This window comes from Flavobacterium sp. NRK1 (genome assembly GCF_024054175.1).
GTDB lineage: Bacteria > Bacteroidota > Bacteroidia > Flavobacteriales > Flavobacteriaceae > Flavobacterium.
In genome coordinates, this window is record NZ_JAMXLA010000001.1 from 2,826,629 (window position 1) to 2,842,610 (window position 15,982).

A 15,982-nucleotide genomic window follows, 5' to 3' on the forward strand; every position below is an offset into this window, starting at 1 on the left:
GATATTAAGCCGGCTGTAATAAATAAACCAAAACTAGAAACCTATGATTTCTTTTGAAAGGATAAAGGCAGCCATAATCAGTACAAACCACCCAAATCCGCGTTTTAGCTGTTTTTCATTTACATACGTGTGCAGATAATTTCCTGCAAATATACCAAAAACAGAAATTACGGTAAAGGATAAAAGAAAATCCCATTGAATGTTTATAGTTTGCATGTCACCTGCAAATCCGGTGAGTGAATTTATAGCAATAATAAATAAAGATGTGCCAACAGCTTTTTTCATTGTAAGGCCTCCAAAAAATACAAGCATTGGTATAATAAGAAACCCGCCGCCTGCGCCTACAAGTCCCATAAAAAGTCCTACTACAGCAACTCCCGGTAAAGCATACAGATAGTTTATTTTTTTAGGTTCATCATTATCACAGGTAGTTTTTTGCGTAAGCATAGAAACAGATGCCATGAGCATTATAACGCCAAAAAGCATCATGATAAAAGTATCTTTACTTAAAGTATAAACTTCTGTTCCAATAATTTTCTCAGGTATATAAGGTAGTATATATCTGCGTGTAATGTAAACTACTATGAAAGAAGGCACTGCTATGATAAAGCCTGTTTTTATAGCTATATTTTTCTTGTAATAATTCTGAAAGCTTCCAAAAGCAGAAGTTGTGCCTACTGTAAAAAGAGAATAGGCTGTAGCTGTTACAGGGTTCACTCCCATAATATAAACTAATAATGGTACTGTAAGTATAGATCCGCCGCCACCCATAAGGCCTAAAATCAAACCTATTAAAAATGCTCCGGTATAAGCAATAATTATTTCCATTTTTTAGTTAAAACCTAAAATGAAAGCCTTAAGCCGAATATTATCCGCATGATTTTACATTATTTAGGTTAGGGTCTTGTATTTTACTGGTTATTAGTAAGTTGTCTTGTTGATATTATATTAATATTTACGATATACTCAGTTTGGTAGACTTTTTGCTATCTGATTTTATATCAAATGCAATTTTACGATTTAAATTTTGTAAAATTATTAATTCAAACGATTAAGTTATCACAAACTTCATATATATTTGTGATGCTTTTTTTAAAGCTAATGTAATTATAATTCAGTTGTAAGTTAAAATTTATGGCAACAGCAATAAAGCCCCGCGTGGGCATGTATGAAAACGTTAAAAACCAGTTTGAAAAGGCTGCAGCAGTTATGGGGCTGGATGAAAGCGTTAAAAAGATCTTATCTATAACTAATAATGAGATCGTGGTTCATTTTCCTGTAAAAATGGACAATGGTGCAGTAGAAGTATTTACCGGATACAGAGTACAGCATAACAATGCTCTTGGTCCTTATAAGGGAGGTTTAAGATACCATCCAACAGTAGATATTGATGCAGCCAGAGCTCTTGCTACCTGGATGACCTGGAAAACATCGTTGGCAGGCCTTCCTTATGGAGGAGGTAAAGGGGGGATTCAGATTGATCCTAAGCAATACTCTCAGGGAGAGCTTGAAAGAATTACAAGACGTTTTACTTTTGCTCTTGGAGATAATATTGGTCCTGAACATGATATACCTGCCCCGGATGTGAATACAAACGCACAGATGATGGCTTGGATAGCAGATACCTATATGTCTACAAAATCACCTGCTGAGCGTTCTAAAAATCAGCACGTTGTTACCGGTAAACCAGTAGGTTCGGGCGGGCTTGAAGGACGTGACAGGGCTACAGGTTTTGGTGTTGTTGTAACGCTTGAGTCTTGGGCTAAAGTAAAAGGAACTACTCTTGAAGGAAAAAAATATATTGTACAGGGGTTTGGTAATGTTGGCTACTGGGCTGCGCATTTTATGAATAAAAATGGAGCTATACTTGTTGGTGTTCAGGATGCTACTGGTACAATTTACAATCCTGAAGGTATAGATCCTGAAGCTTTATTAAGATATCAGAGTGATAATGCAACTATTACCGGTTATAAAGGAACCCAGAATTACAAATCTGATGAGTTTTTTGGAATAGAATGTGATATTATTATTCCGGCTGCTTTAGGAAATCAGATTACAGAAGAAAACGCAGCTAATATTAAAGCTAAAGTTATTGCCGAAGGTGCTAACGGACCTACAGATACTGAAGGCGAAGTAATATTACTGGCTAATGGTGTTGATATCATTCCGGATATCCTTTGTAATTCAGGCGGTGTGGTTGGTAGTTATTTTGAATGGCTGCAAAACCGTAACGGCGAGATATGGACAATGGATGATGTTATTATTAAACTTAGAAAAAAACTTGAAGAAGCTTTTAATAAAGTAATTACTTCTTCGGTTCAGTATAAAACAGACTGGAGAACTGCTGCATATATTGTAGCATTAACCAGAATTGAAATGGCTTACAAACAAAGAGGTATCTTTCCTTAATATACTCTTATATTATATTTCAAAAGGCGCTATATGGCGCCTTTTGTGTTTTTAAAATTATTATATTTGATATATTAAGTATCAGAGAGCTGCTAACCAGTAAATAGTTGTTGTATGAAAAAAGTTTTTTCAATAATAGTCTTTTCGGGTGTATTGTTTGCCCATGGCCAGCAAAAAGTTTTTTCTAATGAACTGGCAATAGCTAACAATAGTAGGGTAGAAGATAAGTTTAAACCATTGGATATAGATTTTGCTTACTTCTCAAAAAACTATAAAAAAGTTTTTGGTGAATATATTTTTATGCTTGACAGTAATAATTTTGGAGCAAGAAATGTATACGTAGGCTATGACAGCCGACTATATTATCAGGATAGATCTACGTTTATTATGGAATATCCGGGTCCTCATTCATCTAACTATAGCTGGAATGCTGATTATATTGGAGGGTTAATAGCAGGTGTTAAATTGTTATTCAGCAACGAAAAAGATTATACTAAAAATTATAGCGATTACCAGAAATAATAAAGGGCTTTTAAAAGCCCTTTTTTGTTGTTTTATCCTCCCATATACTCATCTCCGCCACCATTGTCCTGTTGTTCCCGCTGTTGTTTTTGCTTATCATTTTTGTTCATATTAAAACGATAGGTAAATGAAAGGGTAATCTGTCTTTGTCTCCACTGCATTTCGCTGTACGAGTTGGAAAGATTAGGTATATCGGTTTCATATTTCATTTTCCTTGAATTAAATATATCCTGTACATTTAATCCTATTGTAGCTCGCTCTTTAAGTATATCTTTGCTAATGGAGGTGTTAGCACTTGCTACACCAATTCTGCGACCCTGTGCCGTGTTTTGCGGAGCATTGTAATTTGCATTAAGCTGCCAGTCTATTTTTAAAGGCAGGCTTATTTTAGAATTTACCCTTGTTGACCAGCTATATGCGGTGTTATTGAAATTCTGAATTTCAGTGGTAGTATTGCCTAACTCATCGGGTGGGGTTATATAACTGAATTCTCCCTGCGTTTCATTTCTGTAAAAATTGAAATTACTGTTTATTCTCCACCATCTGAACGGGTTATAATTTACATTGAATTCAAACCCAAAGCGGTATTCTTTTCCTATATTTAATGGTGTTGTTTCTATAACAGGTGTACCGTTTACCTTAGTACCTGATGGTCTTTGTACAAACTGGAAAGGATCATTGGTAATATTCAGATAAGCAGAAGAGCTTAAAGTAATTTTATTCCATTTTTTAAGGAAACCAAGGTCTAACGAATTAGTTTTAGATGGATTTAAGTCAGGGTTACCACGGAAAATTTTAATGTTACTTTCAAGTCCTGAGAACGGATTTAAGAAGCGACCTCTTGGACGATTGATACGTCTGCTGTAGCTAATGCTTAAATTTGTGTTTTCATTAAATTCATAGGTTAAGAAAGCACTTGGGAAAAAGTTGTTATACCTTTTATTATTGTAATCACCTTTATTTAATAAATTGACATCTATATTTGAGTCTTCCCAACGAAGACCTAACAAATATGAAAACTTACCTACTTTAGATCCGAATTGTGAGTATAGCGCATTTACTTTCTCTTTATACTCTAAAAAGTTGCTGTAGTCACCATTGTTTACCCATATACCATTTTCATCCAGTATTTCTGCTCTTGCATCCGTTTCAATAGTTGCAAAGCTTCCACGATACCCTGCTTCAAATCTGCTTTTTTCGCCTATTGGTAAAACGTAATCTGCTTGCAGTAAAGAGCGGTTTTCTTTTTGGTTGTTCAGGGTTCTTTCATTACTGTTGGTAATGTCAGGAGTTCCCAATGTAATATCATCAATATTGGCATTGTCTTTATCCTTATCCATAGCTACAGATGCATCTATTTTTAGTTCGTGACCATCTTCATTAAATTTATGCACAAGGCTTGATGAATAATTTACATTTTGATCATCCGATGTTTGATAGTTATAACGGTAGCTTGTATCTATATAATCATGGTTAGCGTCAAAATTATCATAATATGTATTAGTAGGGTTATTACCTTTATTTCTTCTGAAAGATACAGAGTTGGTCCATGTAGTAGATTTGGTTAAAAACCAGTCCATACCAAAGTTTGCATTAAAACCCTTACGCAGGCGTACATTTGTCCTTCTTTCGTTTGTGTAATTTTTAGTACTGCCATCTTCATTTAAGTATTCATTATTTGTAAATGAATTACCAGGGTTTTCTCTGTAGTTATATCCAAGATTAGAGAACATATTAAACTGCTCGCTTCGGAAATTAAGATTGGCCATTACCCCATGATTGTCAGGGTTACCTGTAGTAGCAATTACAGATCCGTTAAAGCCATCTGCTTTACCTTTTTTAAGTATAATATTTACAATACCCCCGCCGCCTTCCGCATCATACCTTGCTGACGGGTTGGTTATAACTTCTACTTTATCTACAGAGTCTGCAGGTAAAAGCCTCAATACTTCCGCTACATTGCTTCCTGCAAGTGTAGAAGGCCTTCCGTCTATAAGTATAGTAACACTCTGGTTACCTCTTAGAGCTACATTACCGTCACCATCTACAGATAAGGATGGTACATTATCAAGTACATCGCTCACGGTTCCGCCTTTTACCATCATGTCGCTGCCCACATTATAGACTCTTTTGTCGAGCTTAATATCAACTGTAGTGCGTTCTGCGGTTATTTCTACTTCTTTAAGTAAAGTTGCATCAGGAGCGAGCACAATAACCCCCAGATTAGTATTTTCTGTAATCTGTTTATTTGTAATTACTGTGGGTTTAAAAGAGATATAATCAAATTTAATATTGTAAGTGCCCGCGGGTACTTCAAGGCTAAATTCTCCTTTGGCATCGGTTAATCCGCCATTTATGGTAACGTTATCAGGAGTTTGAATAACAACGTTTGCAAATTCAAGTGGTAATTTTGTGTCTTTTTCTATGAGTTTTCCACTCACTTTTACTTTGGCGCCCCCGGAACCTCCCTGGGCAAATGTGACAAAAGAACAGAATAGTAGTAAGATTAAAATTGATGATTGAAAATTCTTCATGTAATGTTAATTGGAACGGATATTTTTCAGGTATCCGGAATGATGTTTTTTGGTTATATTATTTCGTTTATCCTTTTAGCAGGGCGCGCTATAACGGCCTTATCGCCATTAACTACTATAGGACGCTCTATTAAATTAGGATGTTGCAGCATAATATCAATAACCTTGCCATCAGGCAAATCCCTGCCTTTATAATTTTTTACCCAAACCTCTTCTTTTTGTCTTACAAGTTCTATAGGTTTTATAATCAGTTTTTTAATTATTTCAGTAAGTTCTTCTCTGTTTAAAGGTTCATTTAAATATTTTACGGTTGTAAAAGGTTTATCCTGAAGTTCTAACAATTGAAGTCCTTCTCTTGACTTACTGCATCGTGGATTATGGTATATAGTAATCATTTTATTCTTTTTGCAAAGTACGTTATTATTAACCGAAATTTGAAGTAACTTAGTCCAAACAAAATCTTAAATTATATGTTTATTGAGCAGGCATACAGCAAAAAGTTCGATTTTATAAAATATCTTCCTATACCTATTGTTTTTCTGATGCTTATGCTGCTTAATTATGCCGCTGTAGTTTTAGTTGATATAGATGTAGATCAGCTTATACAGTCTGAAATTGCAAGAAAGGGAGCCAATCGCGTATTGTTCGAAACTATGCTGCCACTGGTTATTTTTTTAATAATATTATTGCTTTGGGTAAAATTTATAAATAAGCAAAGTATCAGAAGCCTTACTACTTCAAGGCTTAAAGTAGACTGGAAAAGAATATTCTTTTCATTTGGGCTATGGGCATTGCTCACTACAGCAATGACGGCTGCTGCTTACTTTATGAACCCTGAAAACTTTGAGATCAATTTTAAACCCGTACCCTTTGCTTATCTGGCAGCTATAGCTATTGTAATGATACCTATGCAAACCAGTTTTGAAGAATATCTTTTTAGGGGATATTTAATGCAGGGGATAGGAGTAGCTACAAAAAGCAGGCTTATACCTCTTATTATAACCTCCGTATTATTTGGGTTGATGCATATTGCAAATCCCGAAATAGAAAAATTAGGATATTTATTATTGCTGTATTATATAGGTACAGGTTTCTTTTTAGGAATAATTACATTAATGGATGAGGGTATGGAGCTGGCATTGGGTTTCCATGCGGCTAATAATCTTGTTACCGCTTTACTGGTAACTTCTGACTGGACTGCATTGCAGACAGACTCGGTATTAAAAGATAATTCTATACCTGAAGCAGGTTTTGATATTTTGCTGCCACTTATAATTATTTATCCGCTTCTTTTGATTATTTTTAGTAAAGTTTATAAATGGACTGACTGGAAGAATAAACTTACTGGCAGGGTAGTTCTTACATTGCCTGATCAGACAAATATTAATAAATTAGAACAAAGCCATGAATAACCCAGACTATCACTTTGTACATCCTCAATTTAAGCTGAACGGGTTTCATCTTTCTGAGGATGATTTGTGTCGTATTGCTTATAGTTTTATTAAAGAAGGAGAGCCTTTTGAAAGGGCAGTTGGTGATTTTTTACTCGATTGGTTTGACCAGAGAAATTATATAGAAATGCAGACATCCGGTACCACAGGAGCGCCTAAAATGATTCAGGTTGATAAGCAGGCTATGGTACATTCTGCAATGGCTACAGGTAATTTTTTTGATCTTCAGCCGGGTATAAGGGTATTACATTGTCTGCCTACACAATTTGTAGCAGGTAAAATGATGCTGGTAAGAGCTTTTATATTAGGATGGGATATGGATTTAGTTTCCCCTGCTTCTAATCCGCTGGAGCGTAATTACAATAGTTATGATTTTGCTGCTATGGTGCCGCTGCAGGCACAGCAGTCACTTGAAAAATTACAGCAGATAAAGAAAATAATTCTGGGAGGAGCAAAAGTCAGCGAATCTCTTTCTAAACAGTTATCGGTGCTTCCAATTGCCATATACGAAACTTATGGAATGACCGAAACAATTACTCATATAGCGGCTAAAAAAATAGGAGAAGAGGCTTTTACTACCCTTCCTGATGTAAGGATAAGTGAAGACGACAGGCATTGTTTAGTTATCGATCCGTATGTAATTTGTAACGAACCTGTTCTTACAAATGATGTGGTTGAAATAGTAGATGATAAACACTTTATTTGGCTGGGCAGGTATGATAATGTTATTAATAGCGGCGGGGTAAAATTATTTCCTGAGCAGATTGAGGAAAAATTATCATCTAAAATACAAAGGCGCTTTTTTGTAAAAGGTATGCCCGATGAAAAACTGGGGCAGAAACTTGTACTTGTTATAGAAGGTGAACCTATGGAAATTGATGATAAAATTTTCAGCAAACTGGGAAAATTCGAAAAGCCTAAGGATATTCTTTTTGTACCCCATTTTGCAGAAACTGTAAGCGGAAAGGTTATAAGAGATAAAACACTGGAAGAAGCTGTTTAAAGCTTCTCCAGTTTTACATAAAACTTACTTTTGTCCAGATTTACTTTATCAAGTCCTGATGCTTCTGTTTTTAAAGTTTTCCAGTTGTTGGTAGCTTTTAGACGCACCTCTTTATTATTAATTATCAGCCCTACGGGCATTACAAAGTGAGCAACATCAGTCTGCCATCGGTACTCAAGTTCGCTGCCATTTAATTTTACCTGAAGCTTTGGAATGTTTTCATAACGCAGGTACTGATTAAAAACAGGGGTAAGGTCCATACCTGTTTTTGCGTTAAAATATGATATTACTGTTTCAGTATCAATAATATCTTTTTTATACATAAGAGCATAATTCAGTATTAAATCCCACCACTTATCATCATTATTTACTACATGCCTCAATGTATTAAGCATTAATGCCCCTTTGTAATACATATCGTTAGAGCCTTCTTTATTAACCCCGAAAATGCCAATAACGGGCTTATTGTTAATTACACTATATTGCTGGCCTGTAATATACTGCATTGCTTTTTCGTAACCAAAACGGCATTCTACATACACAGTTTCACTATAAGTGGTAAAGCCTTCATGTATCCACATATCAGCTATATCTTTAGAAGTTATGCTGTTGCCAAACCATTCGTGCCCGGTTTCATGTATAATGATATAATCAAACTTTAAGCCTATGCCGGAAAGGCTAAGATCACCACCTAAATAGCCTTTTTTGTATTTGTTTCCATAAGCAACGGCGCTTTGATGTTCCATCCCCAGATAAGGTGTTTCTACAAGCTTATAGCCATCTTCAAAAAAGGGATATTTCCCAAATTTAGACTGAAAACATTCCATCATAGGTTTTACCTCTTCAAATTGCTTACGTGCTTTGTCTTCGTTTTTACGTAAAACATAATAATCAAGATCAAGTCCGTCCAGATTATCATGTATGTGTACATAGTCGGCAATGTTAAGGGTGATATTATAATTGTTTATGGGATTTTTTACTTCCCAATCCCATCTTGTATAACCATTTTTTAGATCTTCGCTTCCTGTTAGCCTACCGTTAGACACATCCATTAATCCATTTGGCACAGCAACTTTTATGGTTGCCCCTCTGTCAGGTTCATCGGTTTGATGGTCTTTAACAGGGTACCATAAACTTGCTCCTGTTCCCTGAACTGCAACACCTATCCAGGGTTTACCATCACTATCTTTTGTAAAAACAAAACCGCCATCCCAGGGAGCGTTTTTTGCAATAATTGGATAGCCGGAATAGTAAAATCGTAATATTTCTTCATTACCTTTTTTAAGAGGACTGGCAAATGTTATAAATACGGCATCGTTATCTCGTTTATAGCTTACTTTATTGTTACTAATAACAATACTGTCAATTTTCATATTCTCGAATAAGTCAAGTTGAATTTTAGAGGTGTTTTCAACAACTTTAAAAGTAATATCGTTATAGCCGCTAATAAATTTCTTATCCGGATCAACTTTAATGTTGAGGTCATAGCGCTGCACATCAAAACTGGTGCGTTCGGGTCTTAATCCGCCCTGAAGACTGTCACGCCTGGTATAGTTTTGTGCAATTGTATTCTGAAAATACAATAATAGGAATGCAGATAGTAAAACTGTTTTCATTTGACTAATGATTATTGCTATAAGTAACGAAAAGTAAGAAATTGTTACGAAATCATAACAATTTTTCCGCTGTCATTATTACAAATTCACGCTCAATTTCATTACCGCTATTACTCATAACTATTTCTGTTGCTGTAACAGCCGAAGTAATTTTAAGCCCTGTGCTTTCTATAAGGGCAGATACAGCGGAAATAGAATAATGAGTAAAACCATATTTAGCAAAAGGTATTTTTTGCATTGTAGTTTCTGGAATAAATCCAATTGCTAATTTGCCTCCAGGCTTGAGCACACGAGTAATCTCGGTTGCATATTCCTGAGGGTTCTGCCAGAAATAAATGGTGTTGACTGTAAAAATTTTATCAAATTTATTCGCCTTAAACTCAATTGTTTTACCATCAGTCAGATGAAAAGATACGTTTTTTAATCCGGAATTAAGTTTTTTAGCCTGGCTGATCATTGTTTTAGAAATGTCAATACCGGTATAGTTCAAATCAGGAATGATTTTGAAAAGTTCTGAAATATGTACCCCATTGCCAGGGCCTATTTCTAAAACAGCCTCTCCCTTTTTCAGGTTGAGGCTGTGAATAGTTTTATTGATGATATTATTGTTGGTAAAATTCATCATTTCGCCAACTTTAATTCCATCTTTCCCGCTTGGGCAATGTAATTGTTTTGCCAGCTCCTGTAATTCAGTTTCAGATAATTTCATACTACTAATTTACGTAAAAGCTGGACATTTATTATTGCCTGCCTGTCTTTGCAGTATTATGTTTGATCGTTTTTTTAGAAGACTTATTTTCCTTTGTATATAAGAATATTAATATCTGATTGAAACGATCAGCCCATGCTTTTTCAACATGTGCGGCCCCTTCAAATTTTTTAGTTTTCCAGTTTTTATCTGTATATCCTTTTGAGGCCATTATATTATCTACTGTTTTTTGATGTGGCTCATAATATTGATCTAGGGTTATTGTGCCATAGTCAAAGTATATGCGATGGTCTTTTGAAGAAGGAAGTTTTTCATATAGGTATTTTTTAAATGCTTCAGATGGCCCTGTATGATTACTGTCAAGTAATAAGGGCCAGTGGGTAGAAAGGCATGCAGCCTGCCCGAAAATTTCAGGGTACTCACAAATAGCGTATAATGATATTAAAGCTCCCATTGAGCTTCCGCAAATAGAAGTATTTTCTTTATCAGATTTCGTTCTGTATTGTTTATCAATATACGGTTTAAGCTCTTCAGTAATGAATTTAAGGTATTCATCGCCTAAAAAATCATTTCCTTTAATTTTAGACTGTTCTTTAGCTTTATTAAAAACTTCTATATCTGTTTTAGTAAAGTTTTTTGCAGCTTTTTCAGGAAAATACTCCATGTAGCGTTGGTTCGTACTCCATATAGCTACAATAATTACTGGTTCTACACGCTTAATGGCAATAAGTTTTGCAGCAGTATCATCTGCTTCCCATGCCATTTTATGCATGGAAGTTAAAGGATTAAAAACATTTTGCCCATCCTGCATATACAGTACAGGAAATGCTTGTTGAGGGTTTGAGGTGTACTCTGCAGGCAGCCATATTTCGATATTCCGCGCCTGAACGAATTTTGACTTAAAGCCGTCAATCTTTACAATTTTACCCTTAGGTTGGGCATAACAGCTAAAGACCGCCAGCAAAAGCAGCAGTTTAGTAGTTAATAGTTTCATTTAGTAGTTTAGTTTAAGTGCTTAAAGATAAGGTAAAAAATAATTTGCAATATTAATTTTACACTAAGTTGATATATTTATCACAGAGTTTTAGTGATAAATTGTGTTTTATAACAAAAAGAATAAGTATTCTATAATAACAAAGGCAATGCTAAACAGCATTGCCTTTGTTTAAAAATTATAAATGAGTAAAAATTATACCTGTATTACACCAAGATTGAATTTTTTCTCAATAGGAGCGTGGTTGGCAGCTTCAATACCCATCGATATCCATTTACGGGTATCAAGAGGGTCTATTATAGCATCCGTCCATAATCTTGATGCAGCATAATAAGGAGAAACCTGTGCATCATATCGGGCTTTTATTTTATCAAATAACTCAGCTTCCTTTTCGGGAGTGATTTCTTCACCTCTGGCTTTTAACGATGACGCTTCAATTTGCAGTAATACTTTTGCGGCCTGAGTGCCACCCATAACAGCAAGCTCTGCGCTTGGCCACGCAAAAATAAGCCTCGGATCATAGGCTTTACCGCACATAGCGTAATTTCCTGCACCATAAGAGTTGCCAATAACTACAGTGAATTTAGGTACTACAGAGTTACTTACGGCATTTACCATTTTAGCACCATCTTTTATAATACCCCCATGCTCTGATTTAGAACCTACCATAAACCCTGTAACATCCTGAAGAAATACCAAGGGGATTTTTTTCTGATTGCAGTTGGCAATAAAACGTGTTGCTTTATCGGCACTATCAGAATAGATAACACCACCAAACTGCATTTCACCTTTTTTAGATTTAACTACTTTACGCTGGTTTGCTACAATACCAACTGCCCATCCGTCTATTCTGGCATAACCTGTAATAATAGTTTGGCCATAGCCGGCTTTATATTCTTCAAAATCACTATTATCAACCAGTCGTGTAATAATTTCCATCATATCATACTGCTCAGTACGCAGTTTAGGTACAATGCCATATATATCTTCTTCAGGTAATGCAGGTTTTTCCGCTTTAACACGGTTAAATCCTGCTTTTTCATAATCACCAATTTTGTCAACTATATTTTTAATAGTATCTAAAGCATCTTTATCATCTTTAGCTTTATAATCTGTCACACCAGATATTTCACAATGTGTTGTAGCTCCTCCCAGCGTTTCATTGTCAATGGTTTCTCCAATAGCAGCCTTAACAAGGTAGCTGCCGGCAAGAAAAATACTTCCGGTTTTATCAACAATCAGGGCTTCGTCGCTCATAATAGGAAGATAGGCACCACCTGCAACACAGCTGCCCATAACTGCAGCTATCTGTGTAATACCCATACTGCTCATAATTGCATTGTTACGAAATATACGCCCGAAATGTTCTTTGTCAGGAAAAATCTCATCCTGTAGTGGAAGGTAAACTCCGGCACTGTCAACAAGATAAATAATAGGGAGGTTATTTTCCATGGCAATTTCCTGAGCGCGTAGGTTTTTCTTTCCCGTAATAGGAAACCACGCTCCGGCTTTAACAGTAGCATCATTAGCCACAACAATGCATTGTTTGCCTTTTATATATCCGATTTTTATAACAACTCCGCCTGAAGGGCAACCACCATGCTCTGCATACATTCCGTCACCAACAAAGGCGCCTATTTCAATGCTCTTACTGTCTTTATCTAAAAGGTACTCAATACGTTCGCGGGCGGTCATTTTACCTTCGGCGTGCAGTTTATCAATTCTTTTTTCGCCTCCTCCTAATTTTACTTTGCTAAGTTTTTGTTTTAATTCCGACAGCAATAGTTTATTATGATCTTCGTTCTTGTTGAAGGTGATATCCATTGTATGCTATATATTTGTAATTGAAATGTATTTTTAGTGGTGCTAAAATACGAAAACGTTTGATATTAAAAGAAATTATTGCGAATTCCTTTATTTTTGCTGTTTGCAATTTCTTTAAATTAATAACTCCATATTGATAATAAATTAATGATTTCTTAACATTGGAGAGGTACATTTGCGCCATAAAAAACCGAAAGTAAATGTCTATAAACAACATCTTCCAATTTCTTGTACCAAAAGATAAGAAATTTTTCCCACTTTTTGAGCAGGCAACCCAAAATCTGGTAATATTAGCAGAAACACTTCATGAGGCGGTTAATGCTCCTAAAGAGCAAAGGGAAGCATATTATACAAAAATAGAAGAGTTAGAAGCAATTATTGAAGAAATTGCCCACCAGACGAATCTTGAACTTAGCCGTAACTTTATTACACCTTTTGACAGGGAAGATATTTATGCTCTTATCACTGCTATAGATAATGTTGCTGATTACCTTTATGGGGCAGCTAACAGAATGAGACTATATCAGGTAGAGAAGATTACAAAGTCAATAAGAAAGATGACCGAGATTACGCTTGACGGATGTAAACTTATACAACAGGCTGTTGGAGATCTTAAGGATATGAAAAACCTTAAAGGTATTGCAGATGCCTGCAAAAAAATAAACAAGCTTGAAAATAAATCAGATAACGTATTTGATAAAGCTGTTGCTGATATTTTTGAGAATGAAACCGATGCTAAAAACATCATTAAATATAAAGAAGTATTGTCTGCTCTTGAATCTGCTGCAGATAAATGTAAGGGAGTTGCGAATGTACTGGAGTCTATCTCTGTAAAACATTCATAAACAAAACCCTCAAAATTATCTCTTATGATTTTACTTGGCGTAATTATAGTTTTAGCATTAATATTTGATTTTATCAACGGATTTCATGATGCTGCAAACTCAATAGCAACTATAGTAGCTACAAAAGTGCTTACACCTTTTCAGGCTGTTTTGTGGGCTGCTTTTTTTAACTTTCTTGCTTATTTTATTTCAAGATATTGGATAGGCGAATTCAAAATTGGTAACACTATCGCTAAAACGGTTAGCGAAGACTTTATAACCCTTGAAGTTATTCTTGCAGGACTTATAGCTGCAATTACCTGGAACCTTTTAACATGGAAACTGGGCATACCTTCATCTTCATCACATACACTTATTGGTGGTTTTATGGGTGCAGCATTGGCACATGCATTTACGGTGCCTGGTGCAGATCTTAGTACTGTAGTTAATTATGCTAAGGTTATTCCTATTATGTTATTTATATTTATGGCACCTTTAATAGGTATGGTTGTGGCTTATTTTTTAACCATTATCATACTAAACATTTGCCGTAAAGTAAACCCGTCTAAAGCTGATAAATGGTTTAAAAGACTGCAATTGGTTTCTTCTGCTCTGTTTAGCCTTGGCCATGGAGCAAATGATGCGCAAAAAGTTATGGGTATAATTGGAGCAGCTGTTATATTTTATCATACTAACATTGAGATTGATGTTAACTATACAACGGCAGCCGATCCGTTTAAATATTTTGTATCACACTGGGGATGGGTGCCACTTACCAGTTTCGCTATGATAGCACTTGGTACAATGAGTGGAGGATGGAAAATTGTTAAAACAATGGGTACTAAAATAACAAAGGTAACTTCACTGGAAGGTGTAGCTGCCGAAACAGCGGGTGCTATTACACTCTATACTGCTGAACATTTTGGTATTCCTGTTTCAACAACCCATACAATTACAGGTTCAATTATCGGGGTTGGTATTACTAAAAGGGTTTCGGCTGTACGTTGGGGAGTAACCATTAGTCTTCTTTGGGCATGGGTGCTAACTATACCTGTTTCAGCAGTTATAGCTGCCCTGATTTATTATGTCATTTCTATTTTTGGATAACTAACATTTTTTTAATAAAATTATCACAGGTATATAGGTATATTTGTTTATGAACATGACCTATATACCTGTTTTTTTACGTTTTGCACGTAAGTTTATCATTTTAATTTTCCTGTTTTTCAGTATAATATCCACCGCCCAGGTGGCTTCTTTATTTAATAACAGCAGGCCAAAGTCAATGGCACAACGCTGGGAACTGGATACACTGAACTCATCAGGTACTTTTGTAATCACTCCTTATAAACCTTTATATATCTTACCAGTTCGCTGGTCAAGCCAGCCTAATGGAATGCCGCATAGTGGTAATTCTGATCCCGGTTATAAGGTAGAAGATAACCTTAATCTTAACAATCTTGAAGCAAAATTTCAAATTAGCTTTAAAGTTAAGGTAGTGCAGGGAATATTTTGGGGACATGGAGATATTTGGGCTGCATATACCCAGAAATCGCACTGGCAGATATATAATAAAAGTCTCTCGCGCCCTTTTAGGGAAACAAATTACGAACCTGAAGTATTACTCAATTTTGCTACCAATTTTAAGTTTTTTGGTTTTGTAAACCGAATGGCAGGAATAAGCATTAACCATCAGTCTAATGGCAGGAATCTGCCTTTATCCAGAAGCTGGAACAGGGTAATATTACATACAGGTTTTGAAAGTGGTAACTGGCAGGTATATATTCGTCCGTGGTTTAGGCTGCCGGATCAGAATAATGAGGATGATAACCCAGATATTGTTGAATATATTGGAAGGGGAGATGCTACAGTTATTCATGCTATGGGCAAAAATGTATTATCTCTAACAGCAAGCAGTAATTTATCTTTAAATAGCCACTTTAAAGGTTATGCTGAGTTTTCCTGGTCCAGAAACCTGTCAGGTAACCTTCGAGGATATTTTCAGGTTACTCATGGTTACGGTGAAACTCTCATAGATTATAATAATAGGCAGACCACTATTGGGCTGGGAGTATCATTAGTAGAGTGGTTGTGAT

At 35.6% G+C, this 15,982-nt stretch carries 14 protein-coding genes; 7 read left to right on the forward strand and 7 right to left on the reverse strand.

Features of this window, described 5'->3' with window-relative positions; translation table 11 throughout:
* Positions 1-33: 33 nt before the first annotated feature.
* A complete protein-coding gene (locus NHE85_RS12955) occupies positions 34-828 on the reverse strand; it encodes a sulfite exporter TauE/SafE family protein (protein ID WP_252812561.1) in 795 nt (264 codons plus the stop codon).
* A gap of 306 nt (positions 829-1,134) precedes the next feature.
* Between NHE85_RS12955 and NHE85_RS12960 the strand changes: the two genes are divergently transcribed.
* Both NHE85_RS12960 and NHE85_RS12965 read left to right on the forward strand, forming a co-directional pair.
* A complete protein-coding gene (locus NHE85_RS12960) occupies positions 1,135-2,409 on the forward strand; it encodes a Glu/Leu/Phe/Val dehydrogenase (RefSeq protein ID WP_252812562.1) in 1,275 nt (424 codons plus the stop codon).
* Positions 2,410-2,523: 114 nt separating this feature from the next.
* Entirely contained in the window at positions 2,524-2,931 is a 408-nt protein-coding gene (locus NHE85_RS12965; RefSeq protein ID WP_252812563.1) for a hypothetical protein, read from the forward strand.
* A gap of 32 nt (positions 2,932-2,963) precedes the next feature.
* On the opposite strand, the gene NHE85_RS12970 is transcribed toward NHE85_RS12965, so the two are convergent.
* A complete protein-coding gene (locus NHE85_RS12970) occupies positions 2,964-5,465 on the reverse strand; it encodes an outer membrane beta-barrel family protein (RefSeq protein ID WP_252812564.1) in 2,502 nt (833 codons plus the stop codon).
* A 53-nt stretch (positions 5,466-5,518) separates the two neighbouring features.
* Positions 5,519-5,860 carry an arsenate reductase (glutaredoxin) gene (gene arsC, locus NHE85_RS12975; protein ID WP_252812565.1) on the reverse strand — a complete coding sequence of 114 codons (342 nt, stop codon included), beginning with the start codon at positions 5,858-5,860 and terminating at the stop codon, positions 5,519-5,521.
* Between the two features lie 75 nt (positions 5,861-5,935).
* Here arsC and NHE85_RS12980 point away from each other — a divergent pair, with 75 nt between their 5' ends.
* Positions 5,936-6,877, forward strand: a complete 942-nt coding sequence (locus NHE85_RS12980; protein ID WP_252812566.1) for a CPBP family intramembrane glutamic endopeptidase — start codon at positions 5,936-5,938, stop codon at positions 6,875-6,877.
* Complete coding sequence (locus tag NHE85_RS12985) at positions 6,870-7,919, forward strand: AMP-binding protein (RefSeq protein ID WP_252812567.1); 1,050 nt, start codon at positions 6,870-6,872, stop codon at positions 7,917-7,919. The genes NHE85_RS12980 and NHE85_RS12985 overlap by 8 nt, the downstream gene beginning before the upstream one ends.
* Here NHE85_RS12985 and NHE85_RS12990 read toward each other — a convergent pair.
* The 4 genes from NHE85_RS12990 to NHE85_RS13005 all read right to left on the reverse strand — a co-directional run bounded on the left by NHE85_RS12990 (position 7,916) and on the right by NHE85_RS13005 (position 13,062).
* Entirely contained in the window at positions 7,916-9,535 is a 1,620-nt protein-coding gene (locus NHE85_RS12990; protein WP_252812568.1) for a M1 family metallopeptidase, read from the reverse strand. The two genes, NHE85_RS12985 and NHE85_RS12990, sit on opposite strands and share 4 nt — an antisense overlap.
* 52 nt (positions 9,536-9,587) lie before the next feature.
* Positions 9,588-10,244 (reverse strand): class I SAM-dependent methyltransferase, encoded by a 657-nt coding sequence (locus NHE85_RS12995; protein ID WP_252812569.1) that lies wholly within the window; start codon positions 10,242-10,244, stop codon positions 9,588-9,590.
* Between the two features lie 31 nt (positions 10,245-10,275).
* Complete coding sequence (locus tag NHE85_RS13000; RefSeq protein ID WP_252812570.1) at positions 10,276-11,238, reverse strand: alpha/beta hydrolase; 963 nt, start codon at positions 11,236-11,238, stop codon at positions 10,276-10,278.
* 195 nt (positions 11,239-11,433) lie between these two features.
* Positions 11,434-13,062, reverse strand: a complete 1,629-nt coding sequence (locus NHE85_RS13005; protein WP_252812571.1) for an acyl-CoA carboxylase subunit beta — start codon at positions 13,060-13,062, stop codon at positions 11,434-11,436.
* A 200-nt stretch (positions 13,063-13,262) separates the two neighbouring features.
* On the opposite strand from NHE85_RS13005, the gene NHE85_RS13010 reads away from it, so the two are divergent.
* Genes NHE85_RS13010 through NHE85_RS13020 form a run of 3 tightly spaced genes read left to right on the forward strand, consistent with a single transcriptional unit; the run spans position 13,263 to position 15,981 of the window.
* Positions 13,263-13,907, forward strand: a complete 645-nt coding sequence (locus tag NHE85_RS13010; RefSeq protein WP_252812572.1) for a DUF47 domain-containing protein — start codon at positions 13,263-13,265, stop codon at positions 13,905-13,907.
* Between the two features lie 24 nt (positions 13,908-13,931).
* Positions 13,932-14,993, forward strand: a complete 1,062-nt coding sequence (locus NHE85_RS13015) for an inorganic phosphate transporter (protein WP_252812573.1) — start codon at positions 13,932-13,934, stop codon at positions 14,991-14,993.
* A gap of 49 nt (positions 14,994-15,042) precedes the next feature.
* Entirely contained in the window at positions 15,043-15,981 is a 939-nt protein-coding gene (locus tag NHE85_RS13020; RefSeq protein ID WP_252812574.1) for a phospholipase A, read from the forward strand.
* Position 15,982 lies beyond the last annotated feature (1 nt).

Bases quoted from the DNA above. Each gene is read 5' to 3' on its own strand.
- NHE85_RS12955 (WP_252812561.1), bottom strand. From the start codon at position 828: ATGGAAATAATTATTGCTTATACCGGAGCATTTTTAATAGGTTTGATT.
- NHE85_RS12960 (WP_252812562.1), top strand. From the start codon at position 1,135: ATGGCAACAGCAATAAAGCCCCGCGTGGGCATGTATGAAAACGTTAAA.
- NHE85_RS12965 (WP_252812563.1), top strand. From the start codon at position 2,524: ATGAAAAAAGTTTTTTCAATAATAGTCTTTTCGGGTGTATTGTTTGCC.
- NHE85_RS12970 (WP_252812564.1), bottom strand. From the start codon at position 5,465: ATGAAGAATTTTCAATCATCAATTTTAATCTTACTACTATTCTGTTCT.
- arsC (WP_252812565.1), bottom strand. From the start codon at position 5,860: ATGATTACTATATACCATAATCCACGATGCAGTAAGTCAAGAGAAGGA.
- NHE85_RS12980 (WP_252812566.1), top strand. From the start codon at position 5,936: ATGTTTATTGAGCAGGCATACAGCAAAAAGTTCGATTTTATAAAATAT.
- NHE85_RS12985 (WP_252812567.1), top strand. From the start codon at position 6,870: ATGAATAACCCAGACTATCACTTTGTACATCCTCAATTTAAGCTGAAC.
- NHE85_RS12990 (WP_252812568.1), bottom strand. From the start codon at position 9,535: ATGAAAACAGTTTTACTATCTGCATTCCTATTATTGTATTTTCAGAAT.
- NHE85_RS12995 (WP_252812569.1), bottom strand. From the start codon at position 10,244: ATGAAATTATCTGAAACTGAATTACAGGAGCTGGCAAAACAATTACAT.
- NHE85_RS13000 (WP_252812570.1), bottom strand. From the start codon at position 11,238: ATGAAACTATTAACTACTAAACTGCTGCTTTTGCTGGCGGTCTTTAGC.
- NHE85_RS13005 (WP_252812571.1), bottom strand. From the start codon at position 13,062: ATGGATATCACCTTCAACAAGAACGAAGATCATAATAAACTATTGCTG.
- NHE85_RS13010 (WP_252812572.1), top strand. From the start codon at position 13,263: ATGTCTATAAACAACATCTTCCAATTTCTTGTACCAAAAGATAAGAAA.
- NHE85_RS13015 (WP_252812573.1), top strand. From the start codon at position 13,932: ATGATTTTACTTGGCGTAATTATAGTTTTAGCATTAATATTTGATTTT.
- NHE85_RS13020 (WP_252812574.1), top strand. From the start codon at position 15,043: ATGAACATGACCTATATACCTGTTTTTTTACGTTTTGCACGTAAGTTT.